Origin of the sequence: Curtobacterium sp. ME26 (assembly GCF_903970945.1) — a bacterium.
Classification (GTDB): Bacteria; Actinomycetota; Actinomycetes; order Actinomycetales; family Microbacteriaceae; genus Curtobacterium; species Curtobacterium citri.
In genome coordinates this window covers 1-23,096 of record NZ_CAJCKG010000013.1, presented here as the reverse complement: position 1 = coordinate 23,096, position 23,096 = coordinate 1, and the positions used below count along the sequence as shown (strand labels likewise).

Annotated in this window: 20 protein-coding genes; 10 read left to right on the top strand and 10 right to left on the bottom strand. The window is 72.5% G+C overall.

The annotated features are described in order from the left end of the window. The 5 genes from H7A69_RS07355 to H7A69_RS07335 all read right to left on the bottom strand — a co-directional run bounded on the left by H7A69_RS07355 (position 1) and on the right by H7A69_RS07335 (position 5,832). Positions 1–891 carry a carbohydrate ABC transporter permease gene (locus H7A69_RS07355; RefSeq protein ID WP_182046467.1) on the bottom strand — a complete coding sequence of 297 codons (891 nt, stop codon included), beginning with the start codon at positions 889–891 and terminating at the stop codon, positions 1–3. Beyond that, complete coding sequence (locus H7A69_RS07350) at positions 891–1,937, bottom strand: carbohydrate ABC transporter permease (protein ID WP_220456209.1); 1,047 nt, start codon at positions 1,935–1,937, stop codon at positions 891–893. Before H7A69_RS07350 ends, H7A69_RS07355 begins: the two co-directional genes overlap by 1 nt. After that, on the bottom strand, positions 1,937–3,277 hold the full coding sequence (locus H7A69_RS07345) for an extracellular solute-binding protein (protein WP_182046466.1): 1,341 nt from the start codon (positions 3,275–3,277) through the stop codon (positions 1,937–1,939). The genes H7A69_RS07350 and H7A69_RS07345 overlap by 1 nt, the downstream gene beginning before the upstream one ends. Before the next feature lie 117 nt (positions 3,278–3,394). After that, complete coding sequence (locus H7A69_RS07340; RefSeq protein WP_182046465.1) at positions 3,395–4,636, bottom strand: ROK family transcriptional regulator; 1,242 nt, start codon at positions 4,634–4,636, stop codon at positions 3,395–3,397. Between the two features lie 143 nt (positions 4,637–4,779). After that, positions 4,780–5,832 carry a zinc-dependent alcohol dehydrogenase family protein gene (locus H7A69_RS07335; protein WP_182046464.1) on the bottom strand — a complete coding sequence of 351 codons (1,053 nt, stop codon included), beginning with the start codon at positions 5,830–5,832 and terminating at the stop codon, positions 4,780–4,782. Positions 5,833–5,925: 93 nt separating this feature from the next. On the opposite strand from H7A69_RS07335, the gene H7A69_RS07330 reads away from it, so the two are divergent. From H7A69_RS07330 to H7A69_RS07290, 9 genes are all read left to right on the top strand, one after another. Further along, a complete protein-coding gene (locus tag H7A69_RS07330) occupies positions 5,926–6,870 on the top strand; it encodes a DUF3097 domain-containing protein (RefSeq protein ID WP_182046463.1) in 945 nt (314 codons plus the stop codon). Between the two features lie 490 nt (positions 6,871–7,360). Further along, entirely contained in the window at positions 7,361–8,011 is a 651-nt protein-coding gene (locus H7A69_RS07325; protein ID WP_069711592.1) for a spermidine/putrescine ABC transporter substrate-binding protein, read from the top strand. 30 nt (positions 8,012–8,041) lie between these two features. Continuing rightward, complete coding sequence (locus tag H7A69_RS07320; protein ID WP_182046462.1) at positions 8,042–8,446, top strand: DUF3054 domain-containing protein; 405 nt, start codon at positions 8,042–8,044, stop codon at positions 8,444–8,446. Between the two features lie 60 nt (positions 8,447–8,506). Beyond that, positions 8,507–10,081 carry an inositol monophosphatase family protein gene (locus H7A69_RS07315; protein WP_182046461.1) on the top strand — a complete coding sequence of 525 codons (1,575 nt, stop codon included), beginning with the start codon at positions 8,507–8,509 and terminating at the stop codon, positions 10,079–10,081. A gap of 114 nt (positions 10,082–10,195) precedes the next feature. Next, a complete protein-coding gene (locus tag H7A69_RS17430; protein WP_259346125.1) occupies positions 10,196–11,095 on the top strand; it encodes a hypothetical protein in 900 nt (299 codons plus the stop codon). 52 nt (positions 11,096–11,147) lie between these two features. Beyond that, entirely contained in the window at positions 11,148–12,245 is a 1,098-nt protein-coding gene (locus H7A69_RS07305; protein ID WP_182046460.1) for an ATP-binding cassette domain-containing protein, read from the top strand. Next, positions 12,235–13,089: an ABC transporter permease gene (locus H7A69_RS07300; protein WP_182046459.1), complete on the top strand. Its 855-nt coding sequence runs from the start codon at positions 12,235–12,237 to the stop codon at positions 13,087–13,089. Before H7A69_RS07305 ends, H7A69_RS07300 begins: the two co-directional genes overlap by 11 nt. Before the next feature lie 67 nt (positions 13,090–13,156). Beyond that, positions 13,157–15,142 carry an amino acid transporter gene (locus tag H7A69_RS07295; protein WP_182046458.1) on the top strand — a complete coding sequence of 662 codons (1,986 nt, stop codon included), beginning with the start codon at positions 13,157–13,159 and terminating at the stop codon, positions 15,140–15,142. Beyond that, positions 15,139–16,140: a DMT family transporter gene (locus H7A69_RS07290; protein WP_182046457.1), complete on the top strand. Its 1,002-nt coding sequence runs from the start codon at positions 15,139–15,141 to the stop codon at positions 16,138–16,140. Before H7A69_RS07295 ends, H7A69_RS07290 begins: the two co-directional genes overlap by 4 nt. Here H7A69_RS07290 and H7A69_RS07285 read toward each other — a convergent pair. Next, positions 16,127–17,809, bottom strand: coding sequence for a long-chain-fatty-acid--CoA ligase (locus H7A69_RS07285; RefSeq protein ID WP_182046456.1), 1,683 nt, complete (start codon positions 17,807–17,809; stop codon positions 16,127–16,129). The two genes, H7A69_RS07290 and H7A69_RS07285, sit on opposite strands and share 14 nt — an antisense overlap. A 98-nt stretch (positions 17,810–17,907) precedes the next feature. Between H7A69_RS07285 and H7A69_RS07280 the strand changes: the two genes are divergently transcribed. Next, the gene (locus H7A69_RS07280) at positions 17,908–18,849 is read left to right on the top strand and encodes an oxygenase MpaB family protein (protein WP_182046455.1); all 942 of its coding nucleotides are present in this window, start codon (positions 17,908–17,910) and stop codon (positions 18,847–18,849) included. A 2-nt stretch (positions 18,850–18,851) separates the two neighbouring features. Here the strand turns inward: H7A69_RS07280 and H7A69_RS07275 are convergent, their stop codons facing one another. From H7A69_RS07275 to H7A69_RS07260, 4 genes are all read right to left on the bottom strand, one after another. Beyond that, positions 18,852–19,835 (bottom strand): aldo/keto reductase, encoded by a 984-nt coding sequence (locus tag H7A69_RS07275; protein WP_259346124.1) that lies wholly within the window; start codon positions 19,833–19,835, stop codon positions 18,852–18,854. Between the two features lie 209 nt (positions 19,836–20,044). Beyond that, a complete protein-coding gene (locus H7A69_RS07270; protein WP_182046454.1) occupies positions 20,045–20,611 on the bottom strand; it encodes a TIGR03086 family metal-binding protein in 567 nt (188 codons plus the stop codon). 504 nt (positions 20,612–21,115) lie between these two features. Continuing rightward, complete coding sequence (locus H7A69_RS07265; RefSeq protein WP_069711585.1) at positions 21,116–21,676, bottom strand: YceI family protein; 561 nt, start codon at positions 21,674–21,676, stop codon at positions 21,116–21,118. A gap of 117 nt (positions 21,677–21,793) precedes the next feature. Then, positions 21,794–22,738, bottom strand: coding sequence for a hypothetical protein (locus tag H7A69_RS07260; protein WP_182046453.1), 945 nt, complete (start codon positions 22,736–22,738; stop codon positions 21,794–21,796). Positions 22,739–23,096 lie beyond the last annotated feature (358 nt).

Here is a 23,096-nt window from a genome sequence, read left to right as displayed (position 1 = left end):
CTATCCCTTCACGCCGGTGAGCGCGATGCCCTCGACGAATGCCTTCTGTGCGAAGAAGAAGATGACGACCACGGGCACCATGACGACGACGGTCATCGCCATCGTCATCGACCAGTCGGTCCCGTGCTGGCCCCGGAACGTTGCGAGTCCGTACGCGACCGGCCAGGCGGCCTGGTTCTCGGAGGCGTAGAGGAGCGGGCCGTAGTAGTCGTTCCAGGAGTGGAAGAACATGAAGATCGCCGCCGACGCGATGCCGGGCCTGGCCATCGGGACGACCACCCGCAGGAGCACGCCCCACTCGCTGCAGCCGTCCATGCGGGCGGCGTCGCCGTACTCCTTCGGGATCGTCATGAAGAACTGGCGGAGCAGGAAGATGCTGAACGCGTCGCCCAGCAGGTTCGGCAGGATGAGCGGCCACAGCGTGCCGGTCAGGTGCAGGTGCGACCACATCACGTACACCGGGACCGCGGTGACCTGCGGGGGCAGGAGCATCGCGACGATGATGACCGTGAAGATCGCGTTCGCCCCGCGGAACCTGATCTGGGCGAGCGCGTACGCCGCCGGGACCGAGCTGACGAGCATGAACGCGGTGGCGAGGACGGCGTAGAGGGACGAGTTGCCGAACCACTGCGCGAGCGGCAGCTCGGTGAACACCCGGCCGTAGTTCGAGAAGTCGAACGGCCGGGGGAGGATCGACGCCGTCAGGGCCTGGTTGCTCGACATCAGCGACGTCAGCACGACGAACACGATCGGCGCGATGGTCAGGACCCCGAGCGCCACGAGCGCGGCGTGCTCGGCGACCCAGAGCAGCAGGCCGCGGCGGGGCTTCCCGGCCCGGGAAGCGGCCCCGCGGGGCGCGCGGGCGAGGGGCGACTGGGAGACGGCGGTCATCAGGACTCCTCGGGTCGGAACACGCTGATCCGGCGCATGGTGAGCACGAGCACGATCGCGGTGATCACGAACAGCACGACGGCCATCGCGGACGCGTACCCGAACTGGAAGTTCGCGAACCCGTGCTGGTACAGCAGCTCGGTGTAGGTCAGCAGCGACGTGCCCGGGTAGCCGAGCCCGGCGGCCGTCCCGCCGCCGATCGTGGCCTTGCCGGACGCGACACCCGACGCGACCGCCGCCTCGGTGAAGTACTGCAGGGCCGCGATGACACCCGTGACCGCGGCGAACCCGATCACCGGCGCGATGGTCGGCAACGTGATGTGCCGGACCTGTTGCACACCGGTCGCGCCGTCGAGGGACGCTGCCTCGTACAGGTCGCGCGGCACGTCGAGGAGCGACGCCAGGAAGATGATCATGATGTCGCCCATCACCCACACACCGAGGATCACGAGCGACGGCTTCGACCACGCCGGGTCGTTGAACCAGAGCGGGCCCTCGATGCCGACCACCCGGAGGAGTTGGTTGACCGGCCCGGTGCCGGGGTTGAACAGGAACACGAACGCCACGACGCTCGCGACCGGCGGGACGAGCGCCGGCAGGTAGAACAGCGTCCGCCAGAACCCGGTCGCCGTCCTCGCGCGGCTGAGCAGCCCCGCGACGAGCAGCCCGCACACGATCCGCACGGGCACCAGGACGACCACGAACCAGAGCGTGTTCACGACGGCCGGCACGACCTGCGGGTCCTGGGTGAACAGGAAGCGGTAGTTGAGCAGCCCGACGAACTCGGGCTCCTGCAGCTGGTTGTACCGGGTGAAGGAGTAGAAGATCGAGGCGACGAGCGGGTAGGCGAAGAAGACCGCGAGGCCCAGCAGCGCCGGTGCCAGCATCGTCAGGGCGACGAGTCGCCGCTGCGACTCGGCGGACCGCCGCCGACGTGGCGGGGTCCCGGGGGTCGTCGGACGCGACCCGGTCGGGGCGGGCGGCCGGGAGGCGCGGGTGGGCCGCGCCTCCCGGCTGCCGGTCTCCGGGGTGGTGACGTCCGTCATCACGGACCAGCCAGCTGGCCGGCGGCGTCGATGTCCTCGTCGAGCTTCCGCAGCTTCGCGTCGAGGTCGCCGCCCTGCTCCTGCCACGCCTCCCAGAACTTCGTCTGCGTCGCGAGGTAGGCCGCACCGTCCGGGGTGGCCGGCGACGTGAAGGTCTTCGGGTTGCCGGCGATGTCGACGAAGGTCTGGTAGCGGTCGTCGACCTCGAGGTCCTTCGACGCGAGCGCGGACTTGAGCGTCGGGATGTTCTTCAGGCCGTTCGCCATGGTGACCTGTGCGTCGGTGTCGAGCGACAGGTACTGCAGCAGTGCCCAGGACAGCTCGGGGTTCTCGGAGCCCTTCGCGATGCCGGCGACGTTCCCGGCGATCCAGGTCGAGCCGTGGTTGCCGACACCCGGCAGCACCGGGATCGGGGCGGTGCCGTAGTCGAGGTCCGGCTTCTGGTCCGCGATGAACGCCGTGCGGTACTCACCGTCGATCTCCATGGCGACCTGGCCGGTGTGGAAGGCGTTGTCCGCCGCGAACTCCTGGCCGAGGCCGGACGTGAACGCCTTGAGCTTGTCGTAGCCGATCTCGTCGACGTAGTCCTTCTGCCACTGCAGGAGCTGCTTCCAGCCCGCCGACTTCCCGATGACGCTCCCGCCGTCGTCGTCGAGCCACTTCCCGTCGATCATCGCGGCCCAGTGCTGCGGCGAGTTCTCGTAGAAGTCGATGAGCGGGTTGAACCCGAGACGCTTGATCGACCCGTCGGCGTTGTAGGTGGTGAGCTTCAGCCCGTCCGCCTTGAGCTCGTCGAGGGTCTTCGGCGGGCTCGTGATGCCCGCCTCCTCGAACGCCTCGTTGTTGTAGAGCAGGGCGTCGACGTCCGCGAGGGCCGGGAGCGTGCAGCGCTGGCCCTTGTACTCGGTGTACCCGCGCACGGCGTCGGGGATGTCGGACAGGTCGACCTTGTCCCGCTCGATGTACGGCGCGAGGTCGCGGAAGGCGCCCGACGAGCAGAAGCTCCCGACGATGGCGGTCGAGTACGACAGGCCGACGTCGATGTTCTGGCCGGACGAGATCGCCTTCTGCAGCTTCTCGTCGTCCTGTCCGGCGTGGATGTCGACGGTGACGCCGGGGTTGGCCTGCTCGAAGCCGTCGACGGCCTTCTTGATCACGCCGGCCTCGCGACCGGTGAAGAAGTGCCAGAGGGAGACGGTGCCCTCGAGCTTCTTCGGTGCGGTCTCGTCGATGGCGTCGGCGCTGCTGCCGGAGCTGCAGCCGGCGAGGACGAGGGCGCCCGCGGCGGCCATCGCCGCGACGGTGGTGATCCGGGTGACGGACCGGGTGGGGAGGTGCATCGGTACTCGCTCTCTGGTCGTGGCGCGACCGGTGCCGCGAGGGCTTCCGGGCGCGCCGAAGAGCCCTCGGACAGGGCTGGCGAACGGTGCTGGGTTCGGTGGTGCGGGTGGGACGCTTCAAGGGCGCTCGGCGGGGGCCGGCGCGGGCGCATCGTCGCTGATGCGGTCGAGCCGGTCCGCGAGCGCGGTGCGGACGACGTCGATGAGGACGTGCCGCGCACCGTGCAGGACGGGGGTGTCGGGGACGCCGGGCGGCACGACGGCGGTGGACCAGCGGGTGCGGGTCCGGAGCCATGCGGTGACGGCGGCGGCCAGGCCGGGACCGCCCGCGATGCCGGTCGGGCCGTGCAGCACGACCGTCTCGGGATCGGCGACGGCGAGGGCCGGGAGCACGTTGTGCCCGACGCGCTCGCCGAGGGCGGCGGTGAAGGGGTGCTGCGCGGACAGGCCGGACAGCTGCGGGAGCACCTGGCGCCAGTCGGCGGCGGTGCCGTCCCGCGCGGTGATCCCGTGCTCGGCGGCGAGGGCCTCGATCGCGGCCTCGGAGACGAGGTCTGCGACCAGGGTCGCCGTCGGGTCGATGGAGAGCGCGTCGGCGGGCACGCTCAGGTAGCCGATCTCGCCGGCGGCACCGGACGCGCCGGTGAGCAGGCGGCCGTCGACGTCGAGCGCCATACCGAGGCCCTCGGCCATCCACAGCAGTGCGAAGGAGCCATGCACGCGGCCGGCGCCCATGTTCCGCTCGGCGATGGCGGCGAGGTTGGCGTCGTTCTCGACGACGACGCGCAGGCCGAGGTCCCGCGAGAGCGAGGCGGCGACCTGTTCGCGGGGCCACCCCGGCAGGCCGTCGGTGAACGTCAGGGTGTCCGTGGCGTGGTCGACACTGGCCTGGACGCCGACGGCGACCGCGGTGACGAGGTCCTCGTCGACACCGGCGGCGGTCGCGGCACGCGTCACGGCGGCCGCGACGATGTCGGCGCCGGGGGAGCGGTACTCGGCGTCCGTCATCCGGTGCGAGGCGACGGGGTAGGCCCGTCCGGCTGCGTCGACGACGGTCGACCGGACGTCGACCAGCTGGACGTCGACCGCGACGGCGAGGTCCCGGTCGGTGATCGCCTCGTACACGACGGCGCTCGGTCCGCGGCGACCGGCGGTGCTGTCCGTGCCCGCACCGCGGATGAGCGCGGCGGCCTCGAGCCGGCGGATGATCTCCGCGGCGGTCGGCTTGGACAGCCCGGTGCGCTGTGCGAGGTCGTTCCGCGTCATCGCGCCCGAGTCGAGCAGCAGCGTCAGGGCCGCGCGATCGTTCAGGACGCGCAGCAGCGCCGGCTGGCCCGGGGTGCGTCCGTTCGTCGTCATGTCGAGGACTGTAACGGACAACCTTCTTTACTGAAAGGTTTGTTCACAGTTCCGAAACACGCGTTCCGCAGAGCGCAACGGACGGACGACGGCCCTCGGCGGATCGCCCGCCGAGGGCCGTCGTCGCGCAGGCCCCGATCCCGCTACGGGCGCAGCAGCACCTTGATCGCGCGACGCTCGTCCATCGCCGCGTAGGCCTCCGCCGCCTGCTCGAGGGGCAGCTCGAGGTCGAACACCCGGCCCGGGTCGATCGCTCGCGAGAGCACGTCGGGCAGCAGCTCCTCGATGTAGGCGCGAGCAGGAGCCATGCCCCCGCCGACCGTGATGTTCTTCGCGAACAGGAACGGCATCGGCAGCTCGGGGTCGCCCGCGGGCACACCGACGTAGCCGACCGCGCCACCGGGCCGCACGACCCGCAGCGCCTGGTCCATGCTCTCGGCGGTGCCGACGGCCTCGAGTGCGCAGTCGGCGAGGTCGCCGCCGAGCAGCTCGCGCACCGCGGCCACGCCCTCGTCGCCGCGGGTCTCGACGACGTCGGTCGCACCGAAGTCGCGGGCGAGGGCCTGGCGGTCGGCGTGCCGGCTCATCGCGATGATGCGCTCGGCGCCGAGCCGCGAGGCCGCGAGCACGGCGGACAGGCCCACCGCGCCGTCGCCGACGACCACGACGGTCTTGCCCGGGCCGACACCGGCCGAGACGGCGGCGTGGTGTCCGGTGGAGAACACGTCGGACAGGGTGAGGAGGGACGGCACCAGGTCGTCGTCCACCGGACCCGGCACGCGCACGAGCGTCGCCGCGGCGTCCGGGACGCGGACGTACTCGGCCTGGGCGCCGCCGAGCGGGTGGCCGTACGCGTCCGGCGTGACGCCGAACGTGGAGCCGTGGTCGCAGCCGCTCGTCATGCCGTGCGCGCAGGCCTGGCAGGTGCCGTCGTTCGTCGTGAACGGCGCGATGACGAAGTCGCCCACCGACAGGTCCGTGACGTCCGCGCCGACGGACTCGACGACGCCGACGAACTCGTGCCCGATGGCGCGCGGCTCCTTCGTGTCGCGGACGCCGCGGTAGGGCCAGAGGTCCGAGCCGCAGACACAGGCCGCGGTGACCTTGACGACGGCGTCGGTGGGATCGATGAGGACGGGGGCGTCACGCTCCTCGACGCGGATGTCGCGGGGGGCGTGGATGACGGTTGCGCGCACGGTGGTGCCTTCCGATCGGGGTGGTCGCGGCGCGTACGGGACGCGCCAGGGATCCGGCGCCGTTGCGGGACCCGTCGACACTACGCTTCCCGGGTGGACGACGACCGGTACGGCAGCGACGTGCTCTCGGGTGACTGGCGCGCGAAGGGCGTGAAGAAGGTGCGGCAGGTGCCGCTCGAGCGCGACATGGTCCTCGAGGACCCGGACTCCGGCTGGGCCGGGGCCGTCGTGGGGCTCGAGGCGGGCAACGTCTCCCTCGAGGACTGGAAGGGCCGCACCCGCGCCTTCCCCTTCACCGGGCAGTTCCTGCTCGAGGGCGAGCTCGTCACGCTCGGCCGCCCGCAGGCCCCGGTCGGTCGGTCTGCCGCGGCACCCGCCGGCCCGGCCGGTCGGATCGGTGGCGTCCACTCGGACTGGAGGCCCGGCTCGGCTCCGGCGGTCCGCCAGGCCTCCGGCGGCGGTCGCCTCCGCACCGCCTCCGGCTCGTTCGCCGTCGAGTCGCAACGTGCTCGCGTCGCCCTGCCCTCCCGGATCATGGTCGAGGGCAGGCACGACGCCGAGCTCGTGGAGAAGGTCTGGGGGTCGGACCTCCGCGTCGAGGGCGTCGTCGTCGAGTACCTCGAGGGTGTCGACAACCTCGCCGACGTGCTCGACGAGTTCCGCCCCGACCGTTCCCGCCGCGTGGGCGTCCTGGTCGACCACCTCGTCCCCGGGTCGAAGGAGTCCCGCTTCGCCGACGCCGTGATGCGCGGGAAGTGGGGCGCGCACGTGCTCGTGGTCGGGCACCCGTTCGTCGACGTCTGGCAGTCGGTGAAGCCCGCGCGCCTCGGGCTCGAGGCGTGGCCGACGATCCCGCGCTCGATCGAGTGGAAGAAGGGCATCCTGCAGCACCTCGGGTGGCCCGCCGAGGACCAGGCCGACGTCGCCCGGGCGTGGCAGCGGATCCTCGGGCAGGTGCGGACGTTCGCCGACCTCGAGCCGCAGTTGCTCGGCCGGGTCGAGGAACTCATCGACTTCGTGACGGAACCGCAGGGCTGAGGACCCGGCCCCGTCGTGACGCGGGCCTCGCGTTCGGCGGCGCCGCGCCTCCCGTCCGTCCCGCAGTGCGCGAGCGGGCGGTCCCTGCTGGTCCGCACGCGCCTCCCGCCCCGTTTCCGCCCGCTCGCGGGCGATGCGGGCGTGTGGTGTGCGCTCCCGCGCCGAGCGGGCGGATCGCGCGCCGGCGAGCCGACAGCAGGGTCCGATTCCGCCCGCTCGTGGGTGCGGGGCGGCCGAACCGGGGACGGCGTCCCGCGTCGGGCGGGCGGTCCCTGCTGGTCCGCACGCGCCTCCCGTCCCGTTTCCGCCCGCTCGCGTGCGTGGACGGGGACGGACACCGAGACGAGCCCGAGCGGGGCTGGGCCGAGTCGCGGACGGCGTCCTGCGGCGGGCGGGCGGAAGGTGTGCCGTCGCGCGTCCTCCCGGTCCCGTTTCCGCCCGCTCGCGCGCGGCCCGGGGTGATCGCGGCCGCCCGGCCTAGTGTTGAGGGATGGACGGCATCGACGGGCGTGTGCGGGGCGCCGTCGACCTCTGGCTCCGCTGGCTGCCGCGGTGGCAGATCGGCACCGCCCGTCCTCGGACCCGGATCTGCCGGAAGTGCACGGGGTCGCCGATCGCGACCGCCGCGGGCTTCGGGCCGGACGTACCGCACGCCGTGCAGCACGCGCTCATCGGTCGGATCTCGACCATCGTCGAGGACGCCGTCGACGAGTACACGGCGAGGAACCTGCCGCTGCTGCAACGGGAGCTCGAACGCGCCGCGGCACGGAAGCGGCACGCGGGCTACCAACCGACCGAGGGCCTGTCGCCCGAGTTCCAGGGCCTCGACGTCGACCCGGAGCCGTCGCCCGGCGAGCCGTTCCTGTTCACCCTCGACGAGCTCACCGGCACCGGGGCGGGGCAGCAGGAGCCGCGCGAGCCGCTGTCCGACGAGGCGAAGGCAGCGCTCCGGCACGAGATCGCCCTGTCGGACGAGTGCGCCCGCGCGACGGGGACCGCGGTGTGCCTGGCGCTCGTGGAGCACCGGCCGCGGATCGCCGAGGCCGTCGAGCGCCTGGTCGAGCCGCAGATCGCCGCGCTCGTCTCGGACATGTTCCGCGGGTTCGACGGCCCGGAGGCGGGACGCGACGGCCTGTTCTGAGGGCGCCCGGCGGAGTGGGACGATGGACTCGTGACTCGCACCCGGGGCTGGCTCGCAGCCGTCGTCGACATCGTCCTCATCGTCGCGTTCGCGCTGATCGGGCGGTCGTCCCACGCCGAGGCCGCATCGCCGATCGGGCTCTGGACGACGGCGTACCCGTTCCTGGCCGGCTGGGCGGTGGGCTGGCTGGTCGTACGCGGGTGGGCCCGACCGATGCGCCTGTGGCCCACCGGCGTCGTCGTCTGGGTGGCCACGGTCGCGATCGGGATGCTGCTCCGGGTGCTGACCGGGCAGGGCGACGTCGCCGGGGACCCGCTGCCGCTGTCCTTCGTCATCGTCGCGACGATCTCGCTCGCGGTGTTCCTGCTCGGGTGGCGCACGGTCGTCCGCCTGGTCGCCGCCCGCTCGGGCCGACGGGGTCGCGGCCGGGTCTGATCCGGACCGCGTTCACCCGCTGGTCACCCGGAGGCCACCCCGGCCCGACAGCATGCCGGGATGACGACGCTCGACCAGGCCACCGTCGGACCGGACCGCGACGGGCGCGGCGCACGGACCCTCCCGCGGCTCGTGGCTCGTCGGGGCGCTCCTCGGGTCCGGCGCGAGGACACGCTGCCGGCGATCGCCGTCGCGGAGGCACTCGGCGCCGACGTCGTCGAGGTCGACGTCCGCCGCACGGCCGACGGCGTCGCGGTGCTGCTGCACGACGAGACCCTCGGACGGCTCTGGGGTGATCCCCGCCGGGTCGCGGACGTCCCCTGGTGCGACGTCGCCCGTCTGGGGAACGGGCTCGACCGCATCCCGCGCCTCGATGCCGTGCTCGAACGCCTCGACGGGTGCCGCTCCGGGTTGCTCCTCCGGATCGAGGACCCGGCGGACGCCCTCGTCGCCACGCGCACGGTCGCGGCGTCGACCTGGGACACGGCCGTGGCGTGGACCGGGACGCCGGAGGTGCTCGCCACGGTCCGGGCCGCGCTGCCCGACGCGGACACCTGGTTGCCCTGGGAGTCCCTCGCGGCGCCGACCGCGGACGACACGGACGGCCTCGGGGCCACCACGCTCGTGGTCGACGACGTCTTCCTGACGCCGGACACCGTCCTGGCCGCCCACGAGGCCGGGATGGCGGTCGCGGTGCGGACGGTCGACGAGGCGGAACCGGTCCGGTGGGCCGCCCGCCTGGGCGCCGACCTCATCGCGACGGACGACGTCGCCTCCGCGCGGGCCGTGCTGGCCGGTGGTGAGCGGGACGGCTGGGCGCGACCCGACCGTGAGCCGACCGAGGAGGAGGTCGCGACGCGTGCACAGGCCCTCGCGCACCGGATCGCTCACGAGGTCATCGCCTTCACCCGGGAGCACCCGGTCGGTGGGCTGCCGTCCGGAGGTGTCCCCGCCGCACCGGTCACCGACGTCGACCGGGCGGTCGAGCGCCTCGTGCGCGCCCGCGTCCGGGCGGCCTTCCCGACGCACGGCTTCACCGGTGAGGAGTACGGGGACGCACCCGGCGACCGGTACCGCTGGTACCTCGACCCGGTCGACGGCACGACCAACCTGGTGAACGGGCTGCCCTGGACCGCGATGTCGCTCTGCCTGACCCGCGGCGGTCGCCCCGTGGTCGGTGTCGTCGCGGACCCGTGGCGCGGTGAGGTGCTCGAGGCCCGCCGGGGTCGCGGGGCGGTCGTCCGCGACGTCCCGCTCCGCCTCGACGACGCCCCGCGTGCGCTCGCCGGTGCCGTGGTCGGCGCCGAGTCCGGAGGTCCCGGGGCGTGGGCCGCACTCGGTGCGCTCGCGGAGGCCCTGGCCGACCGGTCGTGCGCCGTCCGGGTGATGGGCTCGAGCACGCTGACGATCGCGCAGGTCGCCGCCGGCCGCGGGATCGGCGGGTGCGTCCCCGCGTTCGACCCGGTGGACCACGGGGCGGCCGTGCTGCTCGTGCTCGAGGCGGGCGGCGTCGTGCTGACCCGGGCCGGTTCCGTCGACGGCTTCCCGCGCGTCGGTGAACCGTTCCTGGTCGCGCACGCCGGCGCCGCGGACGAGCTGCACGCGGTGTGGACGAGCGCGCTCGGGAGTCGCTGACGCGGCTCTCGGCCAGTTCTGTGCAGGCGTACAGTCAGCGGTCGTCGTCGCTGCCTACGGTGGGGAGCGACGGACCGACCCGACCGGGTCGGACCGCACCGAAGGAGCAACGACATGGGTTTCCTCGACCGACTGCTCGGCCGACCCGAGCGTGACCGTGGCCAGCAGGACCAGTGGGGACAGCCCCAGCCGCCCCAGCAGCAGCAGCCCCAGCAGGGCTACCGGTACGGGCAGCAGTCCTACCAGGTGCCCCCCGTGTCGCAGGGGCAGGGGCAGGGGCAGGGGCAGGGGCAGCAGTACGGCGGCCAGCAGTACGGCACGCCGCAGTGGGGCGGCCCCGCACAGGGGACCGGCCAGCAGGGTGCCGGCCAGCAGGGCGCCGGGCAGCAGGGGGGCGCCTCCTCCGACGACGAGCGCGCCGTCGAGCGGTACCGCTACCTGCTCCGCACGGCCCCGCCCGAGCGCATCGAGGAGGTCCACGCCGAGGCGTTCGCGACCCTGACGCCCGAGCAGCGCCGGATGGTCTACGACGAGTTCACGCGGAGCGCCCCCGACGGCGAGGCCCCGCGCGGCGACGACCCCCGGTCGCTCGCCCAGGCGGCGACCCGGTCCGAGATCCGGCAGCCCGGCTTCATGGAGCGCTCGCTCGGCGGCATGAACGGCGGCGGCATGGGCGGCGGCGGCATGATGGGCCAGCGCGGCGGCGGTCCGTCGTTCGGTCGCATGATCGGTGCGTCGATCCTCGGTACGGTCGCCGGCTACGTCATCGGGTCGACGCTCATGAGCGCGTTCCTGCCCGACGCCGGATCGTTCGACGGCGGTACCGACGCTGCGGCAGACGGCGGTTCGGAGGACACTGGTGCCGACTCCGGTGACGGTGGCGCGGCCGACGGTGGCTCCGGCGACGCGGGCGCAGCCGACGGCGGCGGGTTCGAGAGCGCGGGCTGGGGCGACGGCGGAGGCGACTTCGGCGGCGGGTTCGGCGACTTCGGCGGTGGCGACTTCGACGTCTGAGTGACGTCGACGCTCCCGCCGCCCCACGACGACGTGGACGACGAGGAGCAACATGGCCATCATCGAAGCCTCCGGGCTGACCAAGACCTACCGATCACGGTCGGGTCCGGTGCACGCACTGGCCGGACTCGACCTCTCCGTCCCCGAGGGCACGGTGACGGCGTTGCTCGGCCCGAACGGCGCCGGCAAGACCACCACGGTGAAGGTGCTCACGACGCTCGTCGTGCCGGACAGCGGTCGGGCGACGATCGACGGTGTCGACGTCGTGGCCGAACCCCAGGCGACCCGCCGGTCGATCGGTGTGTCCGGGCAGTACGCCGCGGTCGACGAGAACCTGACCGGAGCCGAGAACCTCGAGATGGTGGGGCGGCTGTACCACCTCGGCCGGAGGGCGGCCCGGGCACGGGCCCGTGAGCTCATCGAGGTGTTCGACCTCGCCGAGGCCGGCGACCGTCCCGTCAAGGGCTTCTCCGGCGGCATGCGGCGGCGCATCGACCTCGCGGGGGCGCTCGTGGCGAACCCGCGCGTGCTGTTCCTCGACGAGCCGACGACCGGGCTCGACCCCCGGAGCCGGCTCGCGCTCTGGGGGATCATCGAGGGGCTCGTCGCCGACGGCGCCACCGTGCTCCTCACCACGCAGTACCTGGAGGAGGCGGACCAGCTCGCGGACGACATCGCGGTCATCGACGACGGCCGGGTCATCGCCGAGGGCACCGCGGACCAGCTCAAGGCCCAGGTGGGCGGCCACCGGGTCGTCGTCACGCTGGTCGACGAGGACGACCGGGAGGCCGTGGTCACCACCCTGCGTCGGTACGGCGTGGGTGCCGTGGAGACCTCGGCGGACGGGCGCACCTCCGGCATCGCGGTGGACGCCGGTCCCGTGGCGCTCCAGCGGGTGCTCGCCGACCTCGACGAGGCCGGCGTCCGGCTCCACGACGCCGGCATGCGGCGGCCGACGCTCGACGACGTCTTCCTGCGCCTGACCGGACACGCGGCCACGGCCGTGGAGGGGGAGGCGTCGGACGCGACGGGCGGGACGGACGCGGGGCGGGCCTCCCGGCCGGGCCGACGCGACCGTGGTGGAGCCGACGGTGCCGACGCGGTCGCGAGCGGCGACACGACGGACGCGACGCCGGAGCGTGTGCGGTGACCGCCGTCGACGCACGGACCCGACGGCAGCTGCCGGTGGTCGTGACCTCGCCCGTGGCGATGGGTTCGAGGACGGCTGGACCGTCACGAAGCGGAACCTCACGAAGATCAAGCGCTCGCCGGACATGCTCGTGTTCGCCGTGCTGCAGCCGATCATGTTCGTGCTGCTCTTCAGCCAGGTGTACGGAGGGGCGATCCAGGTGCGGGGGACCGACTACACGCAGTTCCTCATGGCCGGGATCTTCGCGCAGACCGTCGTGTTCGGGGCGACGTTCTCCGGCTCCGCGATGGCGCAGGACCTCAAGGAGGGGCTCGTCGACCGCTTCCGCACCCTGCCGATGGCGTCGTCCGCGGTGCTCGTCGGGCGCACGAACTCGGACCTCGTGCTCAACGCGATCTCGATGGTGATCATGATGCTGACCGGCCTGGCGGTCGGGTGGCGCGTGCAGTCGGCGCCGCACGAGTTCCTCGCCGGGATCGGCCTGCTGCTGCTGTTCAGCTACGCCTTCAGCTGGGTGATGGCGCTGCTCGGGATGAGCGTCCGGACGCCGGAGGTCATCAACAACGCGTCCTTCATGGTCCTGTTCCCGTTGACGTTCATCTCGAACGCGTTCGTCCCGAGCGACACGATGCCGCTCGTGCTGCGGGTCTTCGCCGAGTGGAACCCCGTCTCGTCGCTCGTGCAGGCCGCGCGGGAGCTGTTCGGCAACGTCGGCACCGCCCCGGTGCCCGACGTCTGGACGATGCAGCACCCCGTCGCGACCGTGCTCGTCGGCATCGCGGTGCTGCTCGTCGTGTTCGTGCCCCTGGCCGTGCGGAAGTACACGCGGATCAGCGCGGGGTGACGCACCGTCCACCGATCCTCGACCGGGGGTCCCGGAGCGTGGTCCGGACCGCTTACCATCGTCTCTCGTGACCGCGACCGAAGCCGAGCGCGCCGCCCAGCGCGGTGCCACCGAGCGACCCGCCGAGCGCAGCAGCCGGCTGCGGGGCTGGATGCTGCACGGTGCCGACCAGGGGGCCTCGCACCAGGGCCCGCACCAGGTGGAGGTCGAGAAGACCCACTCGTGGTGGCGCGTGATGTGCCTGACCGGCGTCGACTACTTCTCGACGCTGGGCTACCAGCCCGCGATCGCCGCGCTCGCCGCAGGGCTGCTGTCGCCGATCGCGACCATCGTGCTCGTGCTCGTGACGCTGTTCGGCGCGCTGCCCGTGTACCGCCGGGTGGCGTCGGACAGCTTCAAGGGCGCCGGTTCGATCATGATGCTCGAGAAGCTCCTGCCCTGGTGGGCCGGCAAGCTCTTCGTGCTCGTGCTGCTCGGGTTCGCGGTGACCGACTTCATGATCACGATGACGCTCTCGGCCGCCGACGCCACCGCGCACATCGCCGAGAACCCGTTCACGCCGCACTGGTTCACCGAGATCCCGGTGCCGATCACGCTCGTGCTGCTGCTCCTGCTCGGGATCGTCTTCCTCCGCGGGTTCAAGGAGGCCATCGGGATCGCCGTCGGGCTCGTCGCGGTGTTCCTCCTGCTGAACGCCGTCGTGATCGTCGTCGCGCTGTGGCACGTGTTCGAGCGCCCGGTCGTGGCCACCGACTGGTGGTCGAACCTGACCGCGCAGCACAGCAACCCGCTCGTCATGATCGGCATCGCGCTCGTGGTCTTCCCGAAGCTCGCGCTCGGCCTGTCCGGCTTCGAGACCGGTGTCGCCGTCATGCCGCAGGTGCGCGGCGGCGCGGGCGACGACCCGAGCGGTCGGCCGGAGGGCCGGATCCGCGGGACGAAGCGGCTGCTCACGACCGCGGCGATCATCATGAGCACGTTCCTCATCACGTCGTCGATCGCCACCACGTTCCTCATCCCGCAGCAGGAGTTCCAGCCGGGCGGCGGCGCGAACGGTCGCGCGTTGGCGTTCCTCGCGCACGAGTACCTCGGCAACGTGTTCGGGTCGGTGTACGACTTCTCGACCGTCGCGATCCTCTGGTTCGCCGGCGCGAGCGCGATGGCGGGTCTGCTGAACCTCGTCCCGCGCTTCCTGCCGCGGTACGGCATGGCACCGCAGTGGGCCCGCGCGACTCGACCGCTCGTCATCATCTTCACGCTCATCGCCTTCGCGATCACGATCATCTTCGAGGCGAACGTCGACGCCCAGGGCGGCGCGTACGCGACCGGCGTCCTCGTGCTCATCACGAGTGCGGCCGTCGCCGTGACGCTGTCCGCTCGGCGGAAGCAGCAGAAGAAGCGCACGATCGGCTTCGGCATCATCGCCGTCGTGTTCGTCTACACGACCGTGGCGAACGTCATCGAGCGGCCCGACGGCGTCCGGATCGCGGCGGTCTTCATCATCGCCATCGTCGTGGTGTCGCTCGTCTCCCGCGTCCGGCGGTCGTTCGAGCTCCGGGCGTCGTCGATCGAGCTCGACGCCGTCGCGCGGCAGTTCATCGAGGCCGACGCCGACCAGTTCAGCTCGGTCTGCATCATCGCGAACGAGCCGGGTGCCGGCACCGCCGAGGCGTACCGGTCGAAGGGTCGTGAGGAACGCCGCGACTCGGGCATCCCGGCGCGTGTGCCGACGATGTTCCTCGAGGTCCTGCAGGCCGACTCCTCCGACTTCGAGGAGGACCTGGTGGTCGAGGGACACGTCGTCCAGGGACACCGCGTGCTCCGTGTCCGGTCCGGCAACGTCCCGAACACGATCGCGTCGACGCTGCTCGCCGTGCGCGACATCGCCGGTGTGGTGCCGAGCATCTACTTCGAGTGGAACGAGGGCAGTCCGATCCGGAACGCCCTGCGCTTCGTCTTCACCGGTGTCGGCGACGTCGCCCCGGTCACCCGTGAGGTCCTCCGCGAAGCCGAACCGGACGTGCACCGCAGGCCGACCGTCCACGTGTCGTGACGTCCGTGGCGGGCGGCGGGCGTTCCTCCCGTCCGGTCGTCGGCGGCTCGGCGGCGGTCCTCGTCGCCGCGACGGTGTGGGGCACGACGGGGACCGCGACGCACTTCGCGCCCGGGGTGCCTGCGTTCGTGTTCGGGGCGGTGACGTTCGGGCTCGGCGGCCTCCTGCTCGCCGCAACGACCGGTCGCGGCGCCGTGCGTGCCCTGGTGCAGCGAGACACTCGTCGCTGGGTGGTCCTCGGTGCCGCGTCGCTCGTCGTGTACGCGGTCGCGTTCTACGCGGCGCTGGCGGAGGCCGGGGTCGCCCTCGGCACGACGGTGGCGATCGGGACGTCGCCGCTGTTCGCGGGCCTCGTCGAGTGGGCAGCGGACGGGAGGCGCGTCTCCGGCAGGTGGGTCGTCGCCACCCTGGTCAGCGTGGTCGGCATGGTCGTCGTGACGGTCGCGCGGTCGGAGGCGCCGGGCAGCGGCTCGCTGCCGCTCGGGCTCGGGAGCGCGCTGGTCGCCGGCCTGACGTACGCGACGTACTCGTGGGCGGTCGCGCGGGGGATGCGCGCGGCAGGCACGCCCGGCGTGGCGTCGGTGGCCGCTCGTGCGTCCGTTCCCGGACGCGCCGTCGTCGTTCCCGGGCGCGCCGTCGTCGGCGCGGTGTTCGGGCTGGCGGCGGTCCCGCTCGTGGTGGTGCTCGTGCTCTGGTGCACGGTCGGCGCCGGGCCGGACGCGCTGGCTCCCACGCACTGGCCGGTGTTCGGGTACCTCGCGCTCGTCCCGACGGTGCTCGGCCACTCGCTCTACGCGGCCGGCCTCCGCCACGTGAGCGCCTCGGTCGCGACCCTGCTGTCGCTCTTCGAACCGGTCGTGGCGGCGGTCCTCGCGGTGCTCGTCGTCGGGGAGCACCTCGGCGCGGTCGGCTGGGCCGGCATCGGGCTCGTGGTCGTCGGACTGGGGCTGCTCGCGCTGCCGGGTCGTCGGCGACCCGGCAGCGCTACCGCCCGGTGATCTGGTCGCGCACCTTGCGGCGGAGGACCTTGCCGATCATCGACCGGGGCAGGTCCTCGACCACGACGATGCGCCGCGGCACCTTGTAGGCCGCGAGCTGGTCGCGGGACCACGCGCGCAGGGCCTCGGCGTCGAAGGTCGCCGGGTCCTTCGGCACGACGGCCGCGACGACCTGCTCGTTGCCGGACTGGGTGATGCCGACGACGGCGACCTCGCGGACGCTGGCGTGCTTGAGCAGGGCGTCCTCGACCTCGGACGGCGACACGTTGAAGCCGCCGGTGATGATGAGCTCCTTGAGCCGGTCCACGATGCTGACGAAGCCGTCGGCGTCGATCGACACGACGTCGCCCGTGCGGAACCAGCCGTCGGGCGTGAAGACCTCGTCGGTCGCCTCGGCCTTGCCCCAGTAGCCGCGGAACACCTGCGGGCCCTTGACCTGGAGTTCGCCGGCCTCGCCCGTGCCGAGCACCTTCGACGGGTCGTCCGGGTCGACCACACGCGCCTCGGTGGAGGACAGCGGCAGGCCGATCGCGCCGAGCCGACGCTCGGGCGAGACCGGGTTCGCCATCAGGACGGGGGAGCACTCGGACAGCCCGTAGCCCTCGACGAGGTAGCCGCCGGTGCGGGCCTCCCACGGCTCGACGACGCTCTGCGACAGCGGCATGGCACCGGAGATGCCGATCTCGATGCCCTGCAGCGAGACCTTCGCCGAGTCGGCGGCGTGCTGCAGGCGCGTGTAGATCGGCGGCACGGCCGGCAGGAACGTCGGCGGGTGCTGCTTCATCGCCTTGAGGACGAGTGCCGGGTCGAACGCGGGGAAGAGCACGAGCCGTGAGGCCATGCTCATCGCGAAGGTCAGGCACAGCGTCAGGCCGTACGCGTGGAACATCGGGAGCACCGCGTAGACGGTGTTGTCGCCCCGGCGGATCGTCGGGACCCAGGCCCGTGCCTGTGCGGCGTTGGCCAGGAGGTTGCGGTGGCTCAGCACGGCACCCTTCGGCACGCCGGTCGTCCCGGACGTGTACTGGATGAGCGCGACGTCGGTGGTCGCCGGGCGCGGGTGGCGCTTCGACAGCTTCCGGGTCGACGCCAGGTCGTCCCACTTCGTCGTGCCGCGGACCGTCGTCGTCAGCTTCGCGCGGGACGCACGGGCCTTCGCCACGGGGAGCGACAGGGCGATCCGGGTCGTGCGGGGCATCGCGCGGGTGAGGTCGACCGAGACGATCGCGTCGAGCGCGAGGTCGGCGGGGAAGTCCTGCAGCGTCGCGACGGACTTGTCCCAGGCGATGGCGACCTTCGCACCGTGGTCCTCGAACTGGTGTCGGAGTTCGCGCGCCGTGTAGAGCGGGTTGTGCTCGACGACGATCGCGCCGAGCCGGAGCACCGCGTAGAAGGCCACGACGTGCTGGGGGCAGTTCGGCAGCACGATCGCCACGCGGTCGCCCGCACCGACGCCGAGCTTGCGGAGGCCGTTCGCCGCCCGGAGGATCTGTTCCTCGAGGTCGGCGTACGACGTCGTCCTGCCGAAGAACTCGAGCGCCACCCTCCCCGGGAACTGCTGCGCGGATCCCTCCACGATGTCGTACAGCGAGCCCGTGGGCTCGTCGATGTCGTGCGGGACCCCCGGGGCGTACGAGGCAAGCCAGGGACGAGGCGTGTCGATGCTCACCCGGCCAACCTACCGGCGGGGCGGTCGGCATTGTCAGGGCCCGTTCTCAGGGCCCACTGTCAGGGCCCACTGTCAGGGGCACGACGGACGATGGGCGCATGCCCTCCGTGTCCGACGCGTTCCGTTCCCGCCTCAACGACACCTTCACCAACGGCGCGACCGAGCGTCCCGCCTGGATCGACGAGCTCGAACAGGGCTCCGACGCCGGCTTCTTCGGCCCCGGGTCCGCCACCTGGGCCGTGCACGGCGGGAACCACACCGTGCTCGCCGGGGTCCGGGCACTGCTCGTGCAGGCCCTGCACCCCGGGGCGCTCGCCGGCGTCGCCGACCACTCCCGCTACCGCGAGGACCCGTTCGGTCGCCTCGCCGGCACCATCCGCTGGATCTACACGGTGTCGCACGGCGACACGCAGCAGGCCACGCACGCCAGCCAGTGGGTGCGGAAGCTCCACGAGCGCGTCGTCGGCGAGTACGTCGACGGGCACGGGGTCACCCGGCCCTACGCCGCGAACGACCCGGACCTCGCGCGCTGGGTGCACCTCGCCTTCACCGACGCCTTCCTGCGGAGCGCACAGCTCTGGGGCGCCCCGATCCCCGGCGGCGCCGATGCGTACGTCCGTGAGTGGGCCGTCGCCGGGCGGCTGATGGGCGTCGACGACGCGCCGGAGTCCGACGCCGAGCTCCGCGCGCAGATGAACGGGTACCTCGACCGCGGGGAGCTCAAGGCCGACGCCCGGACCCACGACGTCGTGCGGTTCATCAAGGACCCGCCGGTCGCCAAGCTGCTGCGGCCCGGGTACCGTGCCCTCTTCGACGGGGCGGTCGCCTCGCTCGACCCGCGCCACCGTTCGATGCTCGGGCTCCGGACGCCGGCCGTCGGGCCGGTGGAGCTGCCGGTCCGCCGGGTCGCGGGCGTGGTGCTCGACGGGATCGGTGCGGTGCTCGGGACCACGCCCGGCACGGAGCGCGCAGCGCTCGTACGCATCGCGCGGCTGCGGGAGCAGTCGGACAGCGGCGCGGACCTGGGCGCGACCGCGTGACGTCAGAAACCGGACGGCACCCGGGGCGTGTACGCGGACTCGAGTCGCGACACCTCGTCGTCGGTGAGCTCGATCGCGGTCGCGGCGACCGCGTCGTCGATGTGGTGCTCCTTGGTCGCACCGATGATCGGCGCGGTCACCGCGGGCTTCCCGGCGACCCACGCGAGGGCGATCTGCGCCATGCTCGCGCCACGCGCCTCGGCGACCTGCTGCACCGCGTCGACGATCGCGCGGTTCGCGTCCTCGTCCTGGCGGTACAGCGTCTTGCCGAACTCGTCGGTGTCCGAGCGGCTGCCCGACCCCTGCGCGTCCCACGGGCGGGTGACCTTGCCGCGGGCGAGCGGGCTCCACGGGATGACGCCGACACCCGTCGCCTGCGCGAACGGGTGCATCTCGCGCTCCTCCTCGCGCTCGAGCAGGTTGTACTGGTCCTGCATGCTGACGAACTTCGTCCAGCCGTGCAGCTCGGCTGCGTGCTGCATCTGCGCGAACTGCCACGTCCACATGCTGCTCGCGCCGATGTAGCGAGCCTTGCCGGCCTTGACGACGTCGTGCAGCGCCTCCATCGTCTCCTCGACCGGCGTGTGCGGGTCGAACCGGTGGATCTGGTACAGGTCGACGTAGTCCGTGCCGAGTCGGGTGAGCGAGGCGTCGATCTCGTGCATGATCGCGGCGCGCGAGAGGCCGGCGCCGTTCGGGCCCGGTCGCATGCGGTTGAAGACCTTCGTGAAGACCTGGACCGCCTCGCGCGGGGCGATCTCCTTGAGGAGCTGCCCCGTGATCTCCTCGCTCGAGCCCGCGGAGTAGACGTTGGCGGTGTCGAACGAGGTGATGCCGGCCTCGTAGGCGCGACGGACGAAGGGTCGGGCGGCGTCGATGTCGACGCTCCACGAGTGGGAGCCCTGGTCGGGGGCGCCGTAGGACATCATGCCGAGGACGATCCGGCTGATCTCGAGGCCCGTCCGCCCGAGGCGCGTGGTTGGCACGGCCGCGGGGCTCGTGCTCGCGTCGGCGCTGGCGCTGGTGGGGGCGCTGGTGCTGGTGTCGGGCTGGGCCGAGCGGGCGCTTCCTGCTGCCTGCGCGTCCGGGTGAGGAGCGTTTCCGCCCGCTGGCGTCGAGCGGGCGTTGTCTGCTGCGGGCGCGTCGGTGTGAGGTGCGTTTCCGCCCGCTGGTGTCGAGCGGGGTTCTTCTGCGGTCATGCGTTCACCTTGGCATCGCGGCCTGTGACGGCGAGCAGGCGTACGAGGAGCGGTGCGTCCGCGTCCACCTCGACCGGGGCCGCGTAGAGCCCGGTCGCCGCGAGGTCCTCGATCTGCGGTTCGAAGTACTCCCACACGGCGCGGACGAGCTCGTCCGGCAGGGTCTCGTCCGTGCCGGTCGCGCGGGCGAGGTCCCAGGTGTGGATGGTGATGTCGCTCGTCTGCTCGGTGAGGTACTGGTCGGCGCGGACGACGTCCGTACTCAGGTGCACGGGGGTGTCAGCGGGCGCATTCCGCCAGGCGTCGGAGGCTGCCGCCGCGAACTTCGCCCACTCGCCGGGGAGATCGGGGCCGATCGGTTCGAGGTCTGCTTCGGCCTGGGCGTAGTCGCAGCCGGTCAGGAGCTTCGGGATCCACCGCTGCTCGTCGATGACGTGCGTGACGAGGTCGCGGGTCGTCCACTCCGAGTCAGGAGTGGGGGCATCCCAGTCGGTCACGGCGACGATCCGGCGGCCGAACTCCTCGGCGGCGAGCGACTGCAGTGCGATCCAGTCGGTGGCCATGGTGGTGCTCCTCTTCGTCGGGACGGGTGCCGGGTGCAACTGCCCTCGCGGACGGGCGATTCCCGCGCTCGCGCTCGGGCTGGACGACACGCTACGCCCGCTCGCGGACATGAAGGGGCCGCGGTGGTGGGAAGGGCGTTCCGGCGTTCCAGCGCTTGCCCGGAGCGCGAGCGGAGCGGACTCCGGGCGAGCGGGCGGGCGGTTCGTGCCGCCTCCGCGCGGGTCAGAGCGCGGGATCCGCCCGCTCGGCGTGGGGAAGCGTTCCCGCTCGGGCCGGGCGTCCGCGCTCTCGACGAGCTCCCAGCCGTGTTCCCGGCAGCGGGCGGAATACGTGCAGGGACACACGAGTGAGCCCCGCGGCGGGACCCGTGGAACGCCGAACGGCCCGGCTCCGCGGGGGAGGAGCCGGGCCGTTCGCCGGGTACTGCAGAGCGTTCGTTCGGTGTCCTGCAGTCGATGCAGCGCTGGAGCGCCGCTCGACCGGGGTTCGAGCTACTCGGTGGTTCAGGCCGCCTGGAGGACGAACTGCACGTCGAGGTTGATGGTCACGTCGTTGCCGAGCGTGAAGCCACCGGCCTCGAGCGCCGCGTTCCAGTTCACGCCGAACTCGGTGCGGTCGATCTTCGTCGTCGCCTCGGCGCCGAGCTTGACCTGGCCGTAGCCGTCGGTGGTGACGCCGCCGAACTCGGTCTTCAGGGTGACGTTCTTGGTGACGCCACGGAGCGAGAGCTCGCCGTCGATGAGCATGTCGTCGCCGTCCTCGCGGATGCCGGTCGACTTGAAGGTCATCTGCGGGTGCTCCTCGGTGAGGAAGAAGTCACCGGTGGCGAGGTGCTGGTCGCGCTGCGCCTGGTTCGTGTTGATGCTCGCGACGTCGATCGAGGCCTCGAGGGAGGTGTCGAGGGGGTTCTCGGCCGTGACGAGGGTCGCGTCGAAGCGCTCGAAGGAGCCCTTGACCTTGCTGATGGCGAGGTGGCGGACCGAGAAGGTGACCTCGGAGTGGGTCGGGTCGATCTTCCAGGTGCCGGTCTGGTAGCCGGGGATGGCGGAGGCGTTGAGCGTCATGGTGACTCCTTACGAGGCGGTGGTCTGCGGTTCCCGAGCAGGCGGCAATTACATGCGCCTGCATCGATCAGATCGTACCCCATTCTGCACCTGTTTGGTTGAAGCGTCAACCAAAGTTCACCAGATCGTCTGGAGGGGCCGTCTGTGGCGGGTGTCGTGCCTCCCGTCCCTTCCCGACGTCAGGAGTCGAAGGACGCGTTCGGCGAACCGGTCGGCTGCGTGACCGACGTCGTCGGACGTCGCGCGGACGAGCCACCAGTCGGCGTCCTTGAGGTCCTCGCCACGCGTCAGGTCCTTCCGGAACGTGCGTGGGTCCGTGCGGTGGAGATCGCTCTCGTACTCGATGGCGACGCGGGCGGAGGGGTAGGCGAGGTCTACGCACGCGACCCAGCGCCCGTCGACGACGACGTCGTGGTTCAGCGCCGGTTGCGGGAGTCCGCGACGGACGAGCGACAGGCGCAGCCGCGTCTCGCCGGGACTCCTCGATCCCGGGCGGATCTCCGCGAGGGCAGCGCGTGCCCGCCGGATGCCCCGAGCGCCGCGGTGCCGACGGACCGCGGCGGTCAGCTCGTCCGGCGTGCACCAGTTGAGCCAGCCGACGAGTGCGTCACCGGCCACGACGAGTTCGTCGACCGTGAGCACCCGCGCGAGCATGACGAAGGTGTTCGCGGGGTCGACGATCCGCGTCGTGCCGGAGTGCACGACCGACGCTCGGCCGCGCTGGCTCGGGTGTCCGACGGTCCCGCGGACGCGGATGGCCTGGTCCGTGCCGATCGTCGTGACGTGGATGCGCCGATCGCGTTCGAGGCGACGTGGCAGCGGGATCCCGAGCAGGTGGGCTGCCGTCGTGTGACTGAACGCCTGGTCCGGTCGGAGGCGGGGTGCGACGGCCAGTGCACGCTCCACGTGGCCGACCGGAGGGGTCCAGCACCGGGTGCCGTGGAAGGGGCGGACCAAGCGCCGCGAACGGAGGCGAGCGGCGGAGACGCCGCGCTGGAGCGCCTCACGGACGCGGAAGGGGCGTCCGCGGAGCGAGGCGGGGAAGCCTGCTGCGAAGTCCATGGAGACACGGTGCCGGAACCGGGATCGTCGGTGGTGGGTGTCGGCCGCTGCTGTGGAGGGCGATCGGTCGGGGCGCTGTGTGCAGGAACCGGTCGGCCGGTCGGAGCGCCGTGGGACGGCTGGAGGCGGGGTGTGGGTGGGGATGGTGCGAGGGGGCGAGCGGGCGGAACGTGCTCGGCTCGGCGGACGGGAGGCGCCGGTCCAGCCCGCTCGCGCGTCCGGAGAGCGGGCTCCGGGCCCGCCCGCGGTCGTGCTCCGCGAGCGGGCGGAACCTGACGGGGCCGGGAGGCGCGGCGCACGGGATCCGCCCGCTCGCCGCCGGACAGGGGAACCTGCCCCGCCCCCCCCCCCCCCCCCC

Bases quoted from the DNA above. Each gene is read 5' to 3' on its own strand.
- H7A69_RS07270 (WP_182046454.1), bottom strand. From the start codon at position 20,611: ATGGCCACCGACTGGATCGCACTGCAGTCGCTCGCCGCCGAGGAGTTC.
- H7A69_RS07340 (WP_182046465.1), bottom strand. From the start codon at position 4,636: ATGACGACGAACGGACGCACCCCGGGCCAGCCGGCGCTGCTGCGCGTC.
- H7A69_RS07350 (WP_220456209.1), bottom strand. From the start codon at position 1,937: ATGACGGACGTCACCACCCCGGAGACCGGCAGCCGGGAGGCGCGGCCC.
- H7A69_RS07265 (WP_069711585.1), bottom strand. From the start codon at position 21,676: ATGACGCTCAACGCCTCCGCCATCCCCGGCTACCAGACCGGCACCTGG.
- H7A69_RS07315 (WP_182046461.1), top strand. From the start codon at position 8,507: ATGACGACGCTCGACCAGGCCACCGTCGGACCGGACCGCGACGGGCGC.
- H7A69_RS07355 (WP_182046467.1), bottom strand. From the start codon at position 891: ATGACCGCCGTCTCCCAGTCGCCCCTCGCCCGCGCGCCCCGCGGGGCC.
- H7A69_RS07345 (WP_182046466.1), bottom strand. From the start codon at position 3,277: ATGCACCTCCCCACCCGGTCCGTCACCCGGATCACCACCGTCGCGGCG.
- H7A69_RS07305 (WP_182046460.1), top strand. From the start codon at position 11,148: ATGGCCATCATCGAAGCCTCCGGGCTGACCAAGACCTACCGATCACGG.
- H7A69_RS07280 (WP_182046455.1), top strand. From the start codon at position 17,908: ATGCCCTCCGTGTCCGACGCGTTCCGTTCCCGCCTCAACGACACCTTC.
- H7A69_RS17430 (WP_259346125.1), top strand. From the start codon at position 10,196: ATGGGTTTCCTCGACCGACTGCTCGGCCGACCCGAGCGTGACCGTGGC.
- H7A69_RS07325 (WP_069711592.1), top strand. From the start codon at position 7,361: ATGGACGGCATCGACGGGCGTGTGCGGGGCGCCGTCGACCTCTGGCTC.
- H7A69_RS07260 (WP_182046453.1), bottom strand. From the start codon at position 22,738: ATGGACTTCGCAGCAGGCTTCCCCGCCTCGCTCCGCGGACGCCCCTTC.